Source organism: Pseudomonas sp. EA_15y_Pfl1_P101 (genome assembly GCF_963970835.1).
In the GTDB taxonomy this organism is placed as follows: domain Bacteria; phylum Pseudomonadota; class Gammaproteobacteria; order Pseudomonadales; family Pseudomonadaceae; genus Aquipseudomonas; species Aquipseudomonas tritici.
Genome location: NZ_CAXAPA010000024.1, coordinates 41,852 through 57,811, shown reverse-complemented (window position 1 = coordinate 57,811; position 15,960 = coordinate 41,852). Strand labels below are relative to the sequence as shown.

General features: G+C 59.2%; 11 protein-coding genes and 1 pseudogene. 9 read left to right on the top strand and 3 right to left on the bottom strand.

Annotation, left to right across the window (positions count from 1 at the left end; genetic code table 11):
• Positions 1 to 177, bottom strand: a pseudogene (locus tag AACY36_RS26790) (ribonucleotide-diphosphate reductase subunit beta); the annotation flags it as partial.
• A 484-nt stretch (positions 178 to 661) separates the two neighbouring features.
• Here AACY36_RS26790 and vapB point away from each other — a divergent pair.
• Together vapB and AACY36_RS26780 are read left to right on the top strand one after the other, a co-directional pair.
• On the top strand, positions 662 to 892 hold the full coding sequence (gene vapB / locus AACY36_RS26785; RefSeq protein WP_339497736.1) for a type II toxin-antitoxin system VapB family antitoxin: 231 nt from the start codon (positions 662 to 664) through the stop codon (positions 890 to 892).
• Positions 889 to 1,302: a type II toxin-antitoxin system VapC family toxin gene (locus AACY36_RS26780; protein WP_339420784.1), complete on the top strand. Its 414-nt coding sequence runs from the start codon at positions 889 to 891 to the stop codon at positions 1,300 to 1,302. The genes vapB and AACY36_RS26780 overlap by 4 nt, the downstream gene beginning before the upstream one ends.
• A gap of 159 nt (positions 1,303 to 1,461) precedes the next feature.
• Here the strand turns inward: AACY36_RS26780 and AACY36_RS26775 are convergent, their stop codons facing one another.
• Positions 1,462 to 1,731, bottom strand: coding sequence for a DUF2790 domain-containing protein (locus AACY36_RS26775; protein WP_339420782.1), 270 nt, complete (start codon positions 1,729 to 1,731; stop codon positions 1,462 to 1,464).
• A gap of 397 nt (positions 1,732 to 2,128) precedes the next feature.
• On the opposite strand from AACY36_RS26775, the gene acs reads away from it, so the two are divergent.
• The 7 genes from acs to argR all read left to right on the top strand — a co-directional run bounded on the left by acs (position 2,129) and on the right by argR (position 10,024).
• Positions 2,129 to 4,084, top strand: a complete 1,956-nt coding sequence (gene acs / locus AACY36_RS26770; RefSeq protein WP_339420780.1) for an acetate--CoA ligase — start codon at positions 2,129 to 2,131, stop codon at positions 4,082 to 4,084.
• Positions 4,085 to 4,716: 632 nt separating this feature from the next.
• Positions 4,717 to 5,502, top strand: a complete 786-nt coding sequence (locus AACY36_RS26765) for an ABC transporter substrate-binding protein (protein ID WP_339420778.1) — start codon at positions 4,717 to 4,719, stop codon at positions 5,500 to 5,502.
• 90 nt (positions 5,503 to 5,592) lie between these two features.
• A complete protein-coding gene (locus tag AACY36_RS26760; RefSeq protein WP_032886746.1) occupies positions 5,593 to 6,282 on the top strand; it encodes an ABC transporter permease in 690 nt (229 codons plus the stop codon).
• Entirely contained in the window at positions 6,279 to 6,977 is a 699-nt protein-coding gene (locus AACY36_RS26755; RefSeq protein WP_339420776.1) for an ABC transporter permease, read from the top strand. Before AACY36_RS26760 ends, AACY36_RS26755 begins: the two co-directional genes overlap by 4 nt.
• Position 6,978: 1 nt before the next feature.
• Positions 6,979 to 8,091, top strand: coding sequence for a succinylglutamate desuccinylase/aspartoacylase family protein (locus AACY36_RS26750; protein ID WP_339420774.1), 1,113 nt, complete (start codon positions 6,979 to 6,981; stop codon positions 8,089 to 8,091).
• A 27-nt stretch (positions 8,092 to 8,118) separates the two neighbouring features.
• Entirely contained in the window at positions 8,119 to 8,883 is a 765-nt protein-coding gene (locus tag AACY36_RS26745; protein ID WP_005790637.1) for an ABC transporter ATP-binding protein, read from the top strand.
• Between the two features lie 160 nt (positions 8,884 to 9,043).
• On the top strand, positions 9,044 to 10,024 hold the full coding sequence (gene argR / locus AACY36_RS26740; RefSeq protein WP_339420771.1) for a transcriptional regulator ArgR: 981 nt from the start codon (positions 9,044 to 9,046) through the stop codon (positions 10,022 to 10,024).
• Positions 10,025 to 10,027: 3 nt separating this feature from the next.
• On the opposite strand, the gene AACY36_RS26735 is transcribed toward argR, so the two are convergent.
• Positions 10,028 to 15,916 (bottom strand): dermonecrotic toxin domain-containing protein, encoded by a 5,889-nt coding sequence (locus AACY36_RS26735; RefSeq protein WP_339420770.1) that lies wholly within the window; start codon positions 15,914 to 15,916, stop codon positions 10,028 to 10,030.
• Positions 15,917 to 15,960: the final 44 nt, after the last annotated feature.

Sequence of the window (15,960 nt, the reverse complement as noted above, 5' to 3'; positions counted from 1 at the left end):
CTTGGCGCGCACGATGGCGGCGGAGTCATTGGCGGTGACGGCGCGGGCTTCGATGGCGGCGGCAGCGCCGGCACCGTCGAGGCGGTCCATGTTGGCTTCGGTGGCGTGGCCGGCGTTGGCGCCTTTGGTGGCTACTTCGCCTTCTTCTTCTTTGTCGAATTCGTCCCAGCTCAGCATGACGTGTCGTCTCCTGCGTGAGGGCTCAAAGGTGCCCGTGTGAAACCGGATGGTTGGGTGTTCACACGGCCCAGAGGCCGCGGTGGATCTTAAGGAATCGTTTGTTGCAGCAGCTAGCGCAGGCATTAAACGGAATAGGGTTACGGGTACTCTGCGTGAGGCTTGAGGTGCGGAGCGGTGCGTGCTTGCTCCTGCGGAGGCCTCAGGTCTGGCTCTTCGTCCCTATGTAAAGGGATATTGCAGGCCCGATTTACCCGCGCATTGTAGGGGAAAAAAATGGGTTTGTGTTGGGACGGATAGTCTCGGAGGGAGAGCAAAATGAACGTCGTTACGGCCAGGGTCTTGGTTTGCAAGGGTTTGCGACTTCAGGATTTTTTTCGTGAATGCGGGAGGCTTCCGATCGTCGGCAAAGCGCCCTATGCCTTGCATATGTCTGTTTGGGTCCTTACATTGCATATGTCATGCATAGGTAGGAGTTCTAATCATGCGCACAGTCTCAATTTTTAAAAACGGAAAGAACCAAGCTATTCGGTTTCCAAACGATATGGCTTATGAGGGCGTCGGTGAGCTCGAAATTACTCGCAATGGCGACACGATTACGCTGCGCCCCGTCCGGCCTAGCTGGGGGTCTCTGAGTGATTTGCCTAAGGCGGACGAGGATTTTCTCCAAGAGCGTCAGGACGTCGTTGGCGATGAAGGCAAGTTCAATCTGTGACGACATACATGCTGGATACCTGCATTTGCTCGTTCATCATGCGTGAGCGGCCCGAGTGTGTATTGCAGCGGTTGGCGGCGGAGGTGGCGAGGAGTAATCGAATTGTTATCTCGGCAATTACCTATGCCGAAATGCGGTACGGGCAGATTGGTAAGAAGGCCTCTCCCCAGCACAAGACATTGGTTGATGAGTTTGTAAAGCGGCTTGATGAAGTACTGCCTTGGGGGCCGGCAGCCGTGGGTGCGACGGTCGAGGTGAAGCGAAGCCTTACTGAGACAGGGCTGATCATTGGTCAAAATGACACAGCTATCGCAGGGCATGCGATTGCGGCGGGGTGTACGTTGGTGACTAACAACGTTCGGGAATTCAGTCGGGTTGCAGGATTGTCGTATGAGGACTGGGTTCATTAGGGGAGGGGAATAGATTTAGAGCTGTGGAGTCGTCTGTACGGTCTTCGCGAGCAAGCCCGCACACCGTTGGATCTAGGTGTGCCAAGGGCGGGTCCTTGGCCGCAAGAACGATTTCTTGCGGCGGCCAAGATCCGGGGTTAAACCTGTCTTAATAAGTTATTACCCGTTAGAGCAACCATTGCCCATCACGTGGTAATTAAGAATATGACGCTGACCGTGCGAGTCTTCATATTCCATCTTCACCGGTACAACTTCGCAAACTTCCGGGACATTGCTCATCGACAATACTTTGGCGACGTCCAGGTGGGTGCTGTAAGTGTAGTCCTCAACAATCGGCGGGTTCTGGCCAGCCAGCTCAGTCGGGGCCTCGTCGGCCAGGGCGGCGGTGACGCACAAGCTGCTCAAGGCCATAACTAATAAAGCTTTCATTTCTTTACTTACCTTCTTCAGGGCGAAAGGGGGCACGGGGCCCTTGTGAGGCCACGTGTGTCACTTAGGATTGGTGAGTTCGGATTAACGTTGCCTTCGTGGGGGCTGTTGCGTTGTCAATCGCGGTGCCTTTGTTGGCGGAAGTGATTCTAGGCGTGTGGGTTATATTCATATACCCGCACTTTTGATAAACACTTTTGGCGGTTTTTGTAACAATCCCGTGGTAAAGCTTTTTTCACACAGCCGCCAAGCGCCGCAGCCCGCGGGCTAGAGGCGCGAACGGGGATGTCAGGGTAATTTGTAGGGGCTTGTTACTACCATCGTCGAATGGTTCTATAGGCCAGCCCCGGCTACAACAGGGCCATACAAAAACAACTATGTCACCGAGGTAAGAAAGATGAGTGCGGCTTCCCTGTACCCCGTTCGCCCCGAAGTAGCGGCCAACACGCTGACTGACGAGGCAACCTACAAGGCCATGTACCAGCAGTCGGTGGTCAACCCCGATGGTTTCTGGCGCGAGCAAGCCAAGCGTCTTGACTGGATCAAGCCTTTCACCACGGTGAAGCAGACCTCTTTCGACGATCACCATGTCGACATCAAGTGGTTCGCCGATGGCACGCTGAACGTTTCCTACAACTGCCTGGACCGTCACCTCGCTGAGCGTGGCGACCAAGCGGCGATCATCTGGGAGGGCGATGACCCAGCCGAGAGCCGCACCATTACCTACCGCGAGCTGCATGAACAAGTCTGCAAGTTCGCCAACGCCCTGCGCGGCCAGGATGTGCACCGCGGCGATGTAGTGACGATCTATATGCCGATGATCCCCGAAGCCGTGGTCGCCATGCTGGCGTGTACCCGCATCGGTGCGATTCACTCGGTGGTGTTTGGCGGTTTTTCGCCGGAGGCCCTGGCCGGTCGTATTATCGACTGTAAGTCGAAGGTGGTGATTACCGCCGATGAAGGCATTCGCGCCGGTAAGAAAATTCCGCTGAAGGCCAACGTTGACGACGCCCTGACCAACCCGGAAACCAGCAGCATCCAGAAAGTCATCGTGTGCAAACGCACCAATGGCCAGATCAAGTGGAACCAGCATCGCGACATCTGGTACGAAGACCTGATGAAAGTGGCCGGCACTGTGTGCGCACCCAAAGAGATGGGCGCTGAAGAAGCCCTGTTCATCCTTTATACCTCCGGTTCAACCGGCAAGCCCAAAGGCGTGCAGCACACCACCGGTGGCTACCTGCTGTACGCGGCCCTGACCCATGAGCGCGTGTTCGACTACCGCCCAGGCGAGATCTACTGGTGCACCGCCGACGTCGGCTGGGTCACTGGCCACACCTACATTGTCTACGGCCCGCTGGCCAATGGCGCAACCACGCTGCTGTTCGAAGGCGTGCCGAACTATCCGGACATCACCCGGGTGGCGAAGATCGTCGACAAGCACAAGGTCAACATCCTCTACACCGCACCGACCGCGATCCGCGCGATGATGGCTTCGGGCACCGCTGCCTGTGAAGGCGCCGATGGCAGCAGCCTGCGTTTATTGGGGTCGGTGGGCGAGCCGATCAACCCGGAAGCCTGGGATTGGTACTACAAGAACGTCGGCCAATCCCGTTGCCCGATTGTCGACACTTGGTGGCAGACCGAAACCGGCGGCAACATGATGAGCCCACTGCCGGGCGCTCACGCGCTCAAGCCGGGTTCGGCCGCGCGGCCATTCTTCGGTGTGGTGCCGGCGTTGGTGGATAACCTGGGCAACCTGATTGAAGGGGCTGCCGAAGGCAATCTGGTGATCCTCGATTCGTGGCCAGGCCAGGCGCGGACGCTGTACGGCGACCATGACCGTTTCGTTGATACCTACTTCAAGACTTTCCGTGGCATGTACTTCACCGGCGACGGTGCGCGCCGTGACGAGGACGGTTACTACTGGATCACCGGCCGCGTGGACGACGTGTTGAACGTGTCCGGCCACCGCATGGGCACCGCCGAGATTGAAAGTGCCATGGTTGCCCACCCGAAAGTCGCCGAAGCGGCGGTGGTGGGTGTGCCGCACGACATCAAGGGCCAGGGCATCTATGTCTATGTCACGCTCAAAAATGGCGAAGAGCCGAACGAAGCGCTGCGCCTGGAGCTGAAAAACTGGGTGCGCAAAGAGATCGGGCCGATTGCTTCGCCGGATGTGATCCAGTGGGCACCCGGGTTGCCGAAGACGCGGTCGGGCAAAATCATGCGTCGCATCTTGCGCAAGATCGCCACGGCTGAGTATGACGGGTTGGGGGATATCTCTACCCTGGCAGACCCGGGTGTAGTGGCGCATTTGATTGAAACGCACAAGACCATGAACGTCGCGTAAGGCGGGTTGGTGGGACAGAGCCCTATTCGGTGTGAGCCGGATGGGGCTTTTTTGTGGGATCCCGAAAACAATGAAGATCAAAGGTGGGAGCAGGCAAGCCAGCGCCCACCTTTTGACGGCATTTCAAAGCAGGCCTTATGGTGTCTGACAGATCTTCATTCCATCCAAGCCAATAAATATCGGTTTCTCACGTAGGAGGTTTCTGAATGTTACCGTCGAACGCAAATGTGTAACCTCACGCCCAAACATGAGGCAAAGTGCTACGTCCCCGCCCGCAAAAGCCGCATTCCAGACACCCCAACAAATTAGATTAAACGCCACACTTGCCGTGCTAGAAGGGTTTGCGAATAATAGGCCCGCAACTTGCAGCGTCTACAGGTTTAATGTCTTTTGTCTCTGCATAAAATACAGAGGCTGTCAATGAGTTGGAACGGCTTTCTCGGTGCTTCTGTAAATTGTTGTCGCATTGAGGAAATATCGGCTTCCAGCCTGTCGTTAGAATGCCGATCACTCGCTCGTCGTCGCAGGCTTAACTGGCGTAGGACGTAGCACCGCAATTCGGTTTCCTTTAAGTCGCATCGTGGGCCATGGCTCATACTGCTGTTTTTGCCCTATACCGATGGAGTCCCAAGATGAAGAAACTCGTGCTGTTGGGCGCCCTGGCGCTGTCCGTGCTGTCCATGCAGGCTTTCGCTGAAGGCAAGCCGCTGAAAATTGGTATCGAAGCGGCTTACCCTCCGTTTGCCTCTAAAGCTCCCGATGGCAGCATCGTCGGCTTTGACTACGACATCGGCAACGCGCTGTGCGAAGAGATGAAGGTCAAGTGCACCTGGGTCGAGCAAGAATTCGACGGCCTGATCCCCGCGCTGAAAGTGCGCAAGATCGACGCGATCCTGTCGTCCATGTCCATCACTGAAGACCGCAAGAAGTCCGTGGACTTCACCAACCGCTACTACCTGACCCCCGCGCGCCTGGTGTTGAAGGAAGGCACTGCGGTCAGCGACAGTCTGGATGAACTGAAAGGCAAGAAAATCGGCGTGCAGCGCGGTTCGATCCATGACCGTTTTGCCAAGGAAGTCCTGGCCCCTAAAGGCGCCACGGTTGTGCCTTACAGCTCGCAGAACGAAATCTACCTGGACGTGGAAGCCGGTCGCCTCGACGGCACCGTGGCTGACGCTACCCTGCTGCAGGAAGGTTTCCTCGATACCCCAGCCGGCAAAGGCTACGCGTTCACCGGCCCGGCCTTCACCGACGTCAAATACTTCGGCGACGGCGTAGGCATTGCGGTACGTAAAGGCGACAAGGAAAACCTGGACCGCATCAACGCAGCGATTGCCGCGATCCGTGCCAATGGCAAGTACAAAGAAATCGAGAAAAAGTACTTCGACTTCGATATTTACGGCGCTGAAGCCAAGTAAACCGTCGTAGCTGTCTGTCCTAAATGGCGCAAGCAACAGAGTTCCTGAGGTTTGCGCCATTTTTTCATCCCCTTTTCGAGGACCTGAATCATGTTGAAAGGCTACGGGGCCGTCATCCTCGATGGCGCATGGTTGACGCTTCAGCTCGCCTTGTCGTCCATGGCCTTGGCCATTGTTCTGGGTCTGATCGGGGTCGCATTACGCCTGTCGCCGGTGCGCTGGTTGGCTTGGCTGGGTGACTTGTACTCCACGGTGATCCGCGGGATCCCCGACCTGGTGCTGATCCTGCTGATTTTCTACGGCGGTCAGGACTTGCTTAACCGCGTCGCGCCGATGCTTGGCTATGACGACTATATCGACTTGAACCCCTTGGCCGCCGGCATCGGCACCCTGGGTTTCATCTTTGGCGCCTACCTCTCGGAAACGTTTCGTGGCGCCTTCATGGCCATTCCCAAGGGCCAGGCCGAAGCCGGCCTTGCGTATGGCATGAGCAGTTTTCAGGTGTTCTTCCGGGTGATGGTGCCGCAGATGATTCGGCTGGCTATCCCTGGGTTTACCAACAACTGGCTGGTCCTCACCAAGGCCACCGCGCTGATTTCGGTGGTGGGCCTGCAAGACATGATGTTCAAGGCCAAGCAGGCGGCAGATGCCACCCGCGAGCCTTTTACCTTCTTCCTCGCAGTGGCGGCGATGTACCTGGTGATCACCAGCGTGTCGTTGCTGGCCTTGCGTTATCTTGAGAAACGCTACTCGGTAGGCGTAAGGGCGGCTGATCTATGATCTTCGACTACAACGTCATCTGGGAAGCCATGCCGCTGTACTTCGGCGGCCTGCTGATCACTCTGAAACTGCTCGCCATCTCGCTGTTCTTCGGCCTGCTCGCCGCCTTGCCCTTAGGCTTGATGCGTGTGTCCAAGCAGCCGATCGTCAATGGCGCGGCCTGGCTCTACACCTACGTGATCCGCGGCACGCCGATGCTGGTGCAGCTGTTCTTGATCTACTACGGCCTGGCCCAGTTCGAGGCGGTGCGCGAGAGTTTCGTGTGGCCGCTGCTGTCCAGCGCCACGTTCTGTGCGTGCCTGGCGTTTGCGATCAACACCAGCGCCTACACCGCCGAGATCATTGCCGGTAGCCTCAAGGCCACGCCCAACGGCGAGATCGAAGCGGCCAAGGCCATGGGTATGTCGCGCTACAAGCTGTATCGCCGCATCCTGCTGCCGTCGGCGCTGCGCCGCGCGCTGCCGCAGTACAGCAACGAAGTGATCATGATGTTGCAGACCACCAGCCTGGCCTCCATCGTCACCCTGATCGACATCACCGGTGCCGCGCGCACGGTGAACGCGCAGTTCTACCTGCCGTTCGAAGCCTATATCACCGCAGGCGTGTTCTACCTGTGCCTTACCTTTATCCTGGTGCGCCTGTTCAAGTTGGCCGAGCGCCGCTGGCTCAGCTACCTGGCTCCGCGGAAGCACTGATATGGAACGTATCGATCACCTGTTGCCCTGGGGCCACCTGGGGTGCGAGCGCCAACTGAGCGTGTTCCGCTTTGGCAAGGGCGAGCGCAAGGCGTATATCCAGGCCAGCCTGCACGCCGATGAATTACCAGGCATGCGCGCTGCGTGGGAGCTGAAAAAGCGCCTGGCCGAGTTGGAACAGCAAGGTGCGCTCAATGGCGTGATCGAGCTGGTGCCGGTAGCCAACCCGATGGGCTTGGGCCAGTTGCTGCAAGGCAGTCACCAGGGCCGTTTCGAAGTGGGCAGCGGCAAGAACTTCAACCGCGATTTCGTCGAGTTGAGCGAGCCGGTTGCTGCGTTGCTGGACGGCAAGTTGGGCGATGATCCTCACGCCAATGTGCATATGATCCGCCAGGCGATGACCGATGCGCTCAGCGCGCTGCCCGAGCCGAGCAGCCAGCTGCAAGGCATGCAACGCATCCTGCTGAGCCACGCCTGCACCGCCGATGTAGTGCTCGACCTGCATTGCGACGCTGAAGCCGCACTGCACATGTATGCGCTGCCGCAGCACTGGCCGCAGTGGCGCTCGCTGTCGGCGCATTTGGGTGTGAAGGTCGGCCTGCTGGCGGAAGATTCCGGCGGCAGCTCGTTTGATGAAGCCTGCTCGCTGCCGTGGCTGCGCTTGTCCCAGGCGTTCCCCGAAGCACAGATCCCGTTGGCCTGCCTGGCGACGACCCTGGAACTGGGCGGCCAGGCCGACACTGGTCGTGACGAGGCGATCTTCCACGCGGAAGGCATTCTCGCGTTTCTCGCCGAGCAAGGCCTGATCAAGGGTGAATGGCCGGCTGCGCAACACGCACCGTGCGAAGGCATGCCCTTTGAAGGCACCGAGCTGCTGTTCGCCCCCCACGCCGGGGTGATCAGCTACCTGCGTAAAGCCGGTGAGTGGATCGAGAAAGGCGAGCCGATTTTTGAAGTGATTGACCCCCTGGACGACCGCGTGAGCACCGTTTGCGCGGGCACCTCGGGGGTGTTGTTTGCCGTTGAACGGCTCCGTTATGCCCAAGCGGGTTTCTGGCTGGCCAAGGTGGCGGGGCGCGAAGCGCTGCGTCACGGGCGCTTGCTCAACGACTGACCACCTGTTTTTGTGAGAACCGACCGCATGTACAAACTTGAAGTCCAAGACCTGCATAAACGCTATGGCAGTCATGAAGTGCTCAAAGGCGTGTCCCTGGCCGCCGCGGCCGGTGATGTAATCAGCATCATTGGTTCCAGTGGTTCGGGAAAAAGTACCTTTTTGCGCTGCATCAACCTGCTCGAGCAGCCTCACGCCGGCAAGATTCTGCTCAACAACGAAGAGCTGAAACTGGTGGCCAACAAAGACGGCGCCATGAAGGCCGCCGACCCTAAGCAGTTGCAACGCATGCGTTCGCGCCTGTCCATGGTGTTCCAGCATTTCAACCTGTGGTCGCACATGACCGCGCTGGAAAACGTCATGGAAGCGCCGGTGCACGTGCTGGGCATGTCGAAAAAAGAAGCCCGTGAAAAGGCCGAGCACTACCTGGCCAAAGTTGGGGTGGGCCATCGTAAGGATGCGTTCCCCGGCCATATGTCCGGCGGTGAGCAGCAGCGCGTGGCAATCGCCCGTGCCCTGGCGATGGAGCCGGAGGTGATGCTGTTCGATGAACCCACCTCTGCGCTCGACCCTGAACTGGTCGGCGAAGTGCTCAAGGTGATGCAGGACCTGGCCCAGGAAGGCCGCACCATGGTGGTGGTGACCCACGAAATGGGCTTTGCCCGTGAAGTGTCGAACCAACTGGTGTTCTTGCACAAAGGTATCGTTGAAGAACGTGGCAACCCGCGTGAGGTGCTGGTGAACCCGCAGTCGGAGCGTCTGCAGCAGTTCTTGTCAGGCAGCTTGAAATAATCAAGGCTGCTTTTGTGCACTGAAGTAGTGCATGCTCGGCAGTCTTCGGGTTGGCCCGCTCCCACATTTGGATCTTCATCAGCTTTAGAGATTTGCGTTGGTTTACGGGCTAGCATTAGCCCTTGTCTTCATTACCGTTCTTCGTTTCGGATAGCCCTCCATGACCGCCCATAAAATTGGTTTCCTGATTTGGCCCAGCACAAAAGCCCTGACGCTTGCGCTGGCTGAGGAGGCCTTGCGCGTTGCTCAGCGGGTGCATCCGGACGTGGTCTACGAGCTGTCGTTTTTGCTCGCGGAACCGGCGGCCGAAGGCGCGTGGCAACTGCCGGGCGAGCCGTGGGCCGGTAAGCTTGAGGGCTTCCAGAAACTGTTCCTGCTGGCGGACGAACCGCCGACCATCATCGCCTCGCAACTGAGCACCGCGCTCAAGCAGCTGGTGCGCGCCGGTTGCGTGATTGGCGGCTTGTCGGCGGGTGTGTACCCGCTGGCCCAGCTCGGCCTGCTCGACGGTTACCGCGCCGCCGTGCACTGGCGCTGGCAGGACGATTTCGCCGAGCGTTTCCCCAAGGTCATCGCCACCAGCCATCTGTTCGACTGGGACCGCGACCGCCTCACCGCCTGCGGTGGCATGTCTGTGCTCGATCTGCTGCTGGCAGTACTCGCCCGTGATCACGGCGCCGAACTGGCCGGTGCAGTCTCCGAAGAACTGGTGGTGGAGCGCATTCGCGAAGGCGGCGAGCGCCAGCGCATTCCACTGCAAAACCGCCTGGGTTCCAGCCATCCGAAGCTGACCCAGGCGGTTTTGTTGATGGAGGCCAATATCGAGGAACCGCTGACCACCGATGAAATCGCCCAGCACGTCTGTGTATCGCGACGACAACTCGAACGCATCTTCAAGCAATACCTCAACCGCGTCCCCAGCCAGTACTACCTGGAATTGCGCCTGAACAAGGCGCGTCAGATGCTCATGCAAACCAGCAAGTCGATCATTCAGATCGGCCTGTCGTGCGGCTTCTCCTCGGGGCCGCACTTCTCCAGCGCCTACCGCAACTTCTTTGGCGCCACACCGCGTGAAGACCGCAACCAGCGGCGCAGCAGCAGCCCGTTCGAGCTGTCTTCAGTGCCGTCCGAGCGCGGTTAGCCGTTACTCCTCATCCATGGCGTCGTCTTCCGTGACCAATGGGGCACCGTGTTCATCCACGGTCACGTCTTGGATTTGGAAATCGATCCCTGTCTGTTGGTAGTACGCGCGCAAGCGCCTCATGCTCTTTGGCGACCAGGAGTTGCCACTCAAATCCGAGTCCGCGTCGAACACCTGCAGCATTTCCATCAGTTGCGCTGGGATCTTCGTAATGGAGTTACTGCTCAGGTCGAGGTTTTGCAGCAGGGGTAGTTGAAACACACCGGCGGGCACTTCGCTTATTTCCGTGTGCGGTAAGTGCAGTGAGCTCAACTGTTGCAGGTGGGTGACGTCCGGCGCGTTATTGAGTGGGTTGTTGGCTAAGCGCAGATACTCAAGGCTGTGCAGGTCACCCATTGCCCGGGCCGCGGTCGTCGTCAGGCTGATCTCGCAGTGCGACAGGTCCAGCGTGTTCAGGTGGGGCATGCTGAAAATCGCAGATGGCAACTTACCGAGCGTGCAATGGCTGACGATCAAGGTCTGGAGGGCGCCGAAGCGGGTAAGCGTGCCATTCACATCCGTGACGGTGAATGCGCCTTTGATTTCGAGCGATGTCACATGTTCGAAACCTGCCCTCAAGACTGGCATTGCGCCGATGATCGACACGTCGAGTACTACGGCGTGAGAAAAACGATCCTCCAGGCTTTCTGTGTCTTCCGGGGTCTCGCGGCGCCACGCCTTTTCAAGCTGACGCTTCAGGCGCAGGCGATTGAGCTCTTCTTCGACGCGCAGACTGTCACCCAATACGCCGCCAACCAGTGGATGCTGCTCAGGAATATCCTCAGTCCAATGCTGGAGGTCCGCGACCAGTTGATGGTAGTCCGCCTCAAGTGCCATCAGTGCGTTATCGATGCCGTCCAGGTCGCCGGGCAGTCCAAAAATCAATCTGTTCAGGTCTTTTTCCTGTTTTTTGGGGTAGAGCGTTTTAGCGCGGCCTCGTTGTATGGCGGGTGTCTGGATATTAAAAAACACGTCAGTACGCTGGCAGTGGGTTTTGACCTGCTCAAGGGCTTGGCGCGTCAGTGGGTTGGCAGACAGGTCGATTGCTTGGCTGACGTGGCTGGGTAGCGCGAAAAGCTCGGGGGGCAGTTCAGTGATGCTGTTCCCGCCCAGATCAATGAGGGCGCGTGGTGTTTCCGTCAACAGGCTGAGGGGCACGGCTGAAAGCCCGGTGTCCCTTAGACGCAGGGTAGTCAGGTGGGTCAGTTGACTGAAGTCCGCTGTCTCGCCCAATGGGTTGTTGCTCAGGTTCAAGTAGTTGAGTTGGGTCATGCGTTCCAGGTTCGCGCGGCTGGTTTGCGTCAGGTGGACTGAGCAGTTTTCCAGATCCAAGAGTTCGAGTTTGAGGTGCGCAAAAATCGCGGATGGGATATCGCCCAGTCTCGCTCGATAAAGACTGATCGACCGCAGTTCGGGAAAGCGGTCGAGGAAGCTTTCGACGTTGATGAATACGTCGTTGCCCCGGATCATCAGCGAGGTAATGTGCGTGAACGAAGCGTCCAAAGTGGGGAGTTCGCCAGCCAGGTTGCGGGGAATGATCAGCGAGTGCCGTTGTTGGCTGCCGGTGGTCAATTCGCGTCGCCAACTGCTTTCCAGCAACCGGCGCAGCGCGATTCTGCGTTCAACCTCTTGTGGGGCAGTGCCGGGTGTCTGTTCCCACTGGCTGAGTTGCCCTTGCAGTGTTTCCAGCTCAGCAGCCCTGCGCGCCAGTTCGATACGGCCGGCTTCGAGTGTGCCCGGCAGGTTGTAGATCAATCGGTTGAGCTCTGTTTCTGTCAGGCTTGGGTACAGTCTATGTGCCTCGTGCACCTGCGCGGTCGGTGCGTCGGCTCCGAAATCAATGCCGTGGCGTTGGTAGTAGTTCTTGACCTGTTCCAGCGTGGGCAGCGACAACGGGTTGTCGCTCAGGAAGAACGTATTGGCTTTCTGCGGGGTGATCTCAAAAAAGCCAGGTGGCAGCGTCTGGATTCGGTTGTCGTTGAGCAGCGCCACTTGTAGCTCGGCGCGACTCAGCGCTCCGGCGGGTAACTGCGCGATACCGGTGTTCGAGAAGTCGAAGTGAATCAGATCGGGCATGTTTTCGATACTGGGTGCCAGGCCCAGAGGGTTGTTAGCCAGTTCCAGCGTCTGCAAGCGGCGCAGCGATGCGATCCGGGCCTGGCTGGCCGGGTCCAGGCGTATCTGGCAATTGCTCAAGCTTAGGGAATTCAAGCGTGGCAGGGTAAAAATGGAGTCTGGAACGGTACCGAGGTTAAAGCCCCTGAGCGAAAGGTGACGCAGTTGCCGGAAGCCTTGCACAAACGCGCTGGCGCCAGGGGTGTGGGGGTGTCCGCTCAGCGTTAGCAGCGACACGTGGTTGAAGTTGGCCGTCAGTTCCGGCAGCGCGCCGAGGATCGGGTACTCCAGTCGCAGGCTGTGGCCATCAACGGAGGGGTCGTCGAAGTAGTCGTCGACTTCGGTTTCGCGTCGCCAGCAGCGTCGCAACGCTTGGGCGATCATGCGCCGGTTCTGGCGCTCGTTGCTGCGTTCGGGCGCGGTTAAAGGCTGCCCAGTGTCGGGGTGGACGTCGATGACGTGTCGCCGCCAGGTACGCAGGTCACTGTCCAGTTGGCGGTACTCCTCGGCCAGTGCCGCAAGGCCGTTAGCAGCGCCTTCCGGTTGGCTGCGCAGATAGTTGAGCACGTCGTTGATTTGTCGCGCGTCGAATGCCGGGTACAGTGCCCGTGCGCGTTGCTCCAAGGTCAACGGTAACGCTGCTGGCCCTGCCTGAACGCGGTAGCCCGCATCCATTCCCAGTGCGTGCAGTGTTTCCCGACTCGGTGGGCGGATCACCTCAGGATTCAGGGCTTTTCGCAGTTCGTCGCGGGGCAGTGGGTGTTGCCGCAGGCGTTGTTGCAGCGCCGGGCCTTGATTGACGTGGAACCCTAGGGCGTTTCGTTGTGCGTCGGGCAGGGCGTTGAGCGTCGCGGTATATAGGTCGGTTTCGCCAAACAGCGGGCCTTTTTCGTCGTGAGGGACATAGCGTCCGTCGGCGGTGCGCACCAGCGTGCGTAAGAGCGGCGCATCATCCGAGCCGATGTGCAGCCATTTCTCCCCGTCGGCGGTCAGGTGTCGGGCTTCAATGCGCATATTTGGCGACCAGCCCGGTTGGACTCTCAACGTGTTCAGGGCCAGTCTTTCGCTGTCCAGGTTGGGGGATGCGATTAGGTGTTGACCCTCGTAAGCCCGGTTCAGGCGCAGTTCGGCCAGTGCGGCGCTTGCCAAGTCTGCGAGGCGCGGTGGTGTGCGTTGATGGTCGAGCTCAGACCGTTCATTCGCGCTGGCGTGGTCCAGCAAGTGTGCAGCGACCTTGGCCGGCAAGCCTGGCGCCGCCTGAGCCAACTGCTGCGTCGACGTACCTTGGCCCAGTTGCTGCTGGGCGTAACGCGACTCGAACAGCTCGGTGCGATTGCGTTCGGCGAGTCGCCCAAGCTTTTTGCGCAGTTGCTTGACGCGGTTATCCAGGCTCAGTTGCGGGTCAGCGGCGCTTTCGTCGAACTGGGCGCGGATTTCTTCCGGGCTGAGGGCTTGCAGTACGGTCTTGAGCAGTTCGCCATTGGCCAGTTGGGTTTCATGGATCTGCACGACCGGCATGCGCATGTCGCCAAACTCCCAGGCAGCCCTGCCTTCGGCGTTGAGCATGCGCAGGGAACGGGTTTTGGGCCAGTTGCCGTGGGTGGTCAGCAACTGGAGCGTGTCCTGGGGGTCGATCTGGGCATGGTCGTCAGGGTTGTCGCTGTTGAGCTGGTCTATCAGGGTTTGCAGGTCGCGATCGATGCGCAGCCGCTCAAGGGTATCGTCCAGCAGTGGCGGTATCGGCTCACCCCGTACGTGCATCTGGCGCAGGGCGTTTTCCTTGACGTTGCTGAGGTTCAAGGCCAAGCGTCGGTCGGCCTCACCCAGACCGCGCGCGCCATGTCCCAGGCGCCCCAGCAGGGTGGGTTCGTCCCATTGCAAGGGCGTGTCCAGTTCGCTGTGCCATGCGCCTGCGCCGTTGTGTTGCAGACGTGGGGCGTAGGCGTCGGGGCGGGTAGGGTGTTTGATCACATAGCCTTCGTCCCCAGCAGTTTTTTGCACGCTGTACAGCTTGTCTTCCAGTGCCAGCATGGGCTCGCCGCGCATCTGGTGCAGACCCAGGCGGTCATGGCCCAGTTTCGGCGGCAGTTTGATGTCTTGTTGATAAGGGGCAAGGTCGGGTTTCCAATAGCGCTTGGCACCATTGGCCAGGGTGACGGGCTTGAAGCGATCGATAAAGGTCAGCACTTCCTGAGGCAAAACTTTGCGCAGCTCGGCGACGCCAATGTGGCCGCCCAGGCCGAAAATACCCAGCTGTACCAAGGATTGCAGCACACTCATCAAGTGGCCAAAGGCTTCTTGGTCAAGCCCTTCGGCCCAGTCGATGACACCTTCGAAGAGGTCATCGAGCAGTTGATAGGCCATGTACGCCAGCATCAGCTCGCCCAGCCCGGGAATGAACGGTGCAACGATAAGCAGCGCGGCGTTGAGGATCGACGACGCCACATTGACGAACGAGTCCCAGCGCGCCCACCGCGCTGCGCGATCGGCCTCGGCGGTCGACACGGCCTGGGAGCGGGCGTCGTTGAGGATCTGGTTGAGTTTTTGTTGATAGAGGTGCTGCCAGGCATCGTCCTGAATCGGGGTGGCAACGAACTGTAGTTTGGGGTCGTCGGTCGGCTCCTTGCGCCACGGCGCCTGGCCGCTGCCATGCTCGGGCGGGTGCCAGGTAATGCGCGCCATGCGCTGGCTCAGGCCTGCGAAAAACACCCCGCGGTGCTCATGGGAGACGAAACGGCTGAAAAACGTCTGGTAATTGGCATCACGCAGTTGACGGGTGAGCTCCTGCTTGAACGCCAGCGCCGATGGGTATTCCTTGAGCGGATGCAGTGGATCATCCGGCACATAGGCGACCAGGCGCTGCACGGTGCGCGTGGTTTCCAGGTTGGGGGCAAGCAGCAGGATGCCGGCCAGCGGCGCACCCATCAGCGTCAAGCCGTGGCAACGCAGTGGCAGGTTGCCGAGCGTCAGGTCGCTGCGCCCTTGTAACAACCCCTCGACCTGTTGCGCAAAGTCGTCCTTGATATCTGCACCGATTTTCGCCAAATGCAGTGCGGCACGCAGGGCGGCTTTTTGGCTGGTTTCGACTTTGTTCTGGATGACAGCAGCGCTCAGCGGTTCGGTCAGACCCAGTTGCAGGCGCAGGTAACGACTGTAACGCGCGCCGATATCCAGTTCGCGGCACAGGCCGGTAAACGCGCGGATGCTGATTTTTTCCAACGTGGCCGGCAGGGTATAGAACTGTCCACTGGGCGTGGGGCGGGTGATAAAGGTTGATGCCGCCTCGTAGGCGCCCTCGACGGTTTCACCCTGCTCGAAGTTGTGCAGCGCGGCGTCCAGCAATGACACGGTCCAGGTGCGCGCGGCACCGGACGGTAGCTTAAACAACGTGATGGTCTGGGGAATGTACAGGCGCAGGTAGACGGCTTCGCTGTTGAGGTGCAGGCCGTAGCGCGTCAGCAGCGCTTCTTCGAGGATGCCACGTGCGTAGGTCCTGGGGTCCTGCACATTGTTAAGCGCGTCATCCACGGTATTTTGCGCGCTCCAGTGAGCGGCGTTCAGGCGTTTGAGTTCGCCCAGCAGCGCGGGGCTGGTGTGCAGTGGTTTTGGTTGGGCTTGGGACATGGCTTGGTGCTTGGCGCTGGAGGCCTTGCCCAGCCAGTCGGGAATGGCGGTTTGCAGCAGGTGATAGTGGCTGTCGGGCTGAACGGTATCAGTAGGGGGTGTTGGCGTGCTCATGGGCGCAACTCTGAATGGCAACAAAGCACATCAGTAGATCAGTG

Coding starts and splice junctions, on each gene's coding strand:
- AACY36_RS26745 (WP_005790637.1), top strand. CDS start 8,119: ATGTACAAACTTGAAGTCCAAGACCTGCATAAACGCTATGGCAGTCAT.
- acs (WP_339420780.1), top strand. CDS start 2,129: ATGAGTGCGGCTTCCCTGTACCCCGTTCGCCCCGAAGTAGCGGCCAAC.
- AACY36_RS26755 (WP_339420776.1), top strand. CDS start 6,279: ATGATCTTCGACTACAACGTCATCTGGGAAGCCATGCCGCTGTACTTC.
- argR (WP_339420771.1), top strand. CDS start 9,044: ATGACCGCCCATAAAATTGGTTTCCTGATTTGGCCCAGCACAAAAGCC.
- AACY36_RS26760 (WP_032886746.1), top strand. CDS start 5,593: ATGTTGAAAGGCTACGGGGCCGTCATCCTCGATGGCGCATGGTTGACG.
- AACY36_RS26775 (WP_339420782.1), bottom strand. CDS start 1,731: ATGAAAGCTTTATTAGTTATGGCCTTGAGCAGCTTGTGCGTCACCGCC.
- vapB (WP_339497736.1), top strand. CDS start 662: ATGCGCACAGTCTCAATTTTTAAAAACGGAAAGAACCAAGCTATTCGG.
- AACY36_RS26735 (WP_339420770.1), bottom strand. CDS start 15,916: ATGAGCACGCCAACACCCCCTACTGATACCGTTCAGCCCGACAGCCAC.
- AACY36_RS26765 (WP_339420778.1), top strand. CDS start 4,717: ATGAAGAAACTCGTGCTGTTGGGCGCCCTGGCGCTGTCCGTGCTGTCC.
- AACY36_RS26750 (WP_339420774.1), top strand. CDS start 6,979: ATGGAACGTATCGATCACCTGTTGCCCTGGGGCCACCTGGGGTGCGAG.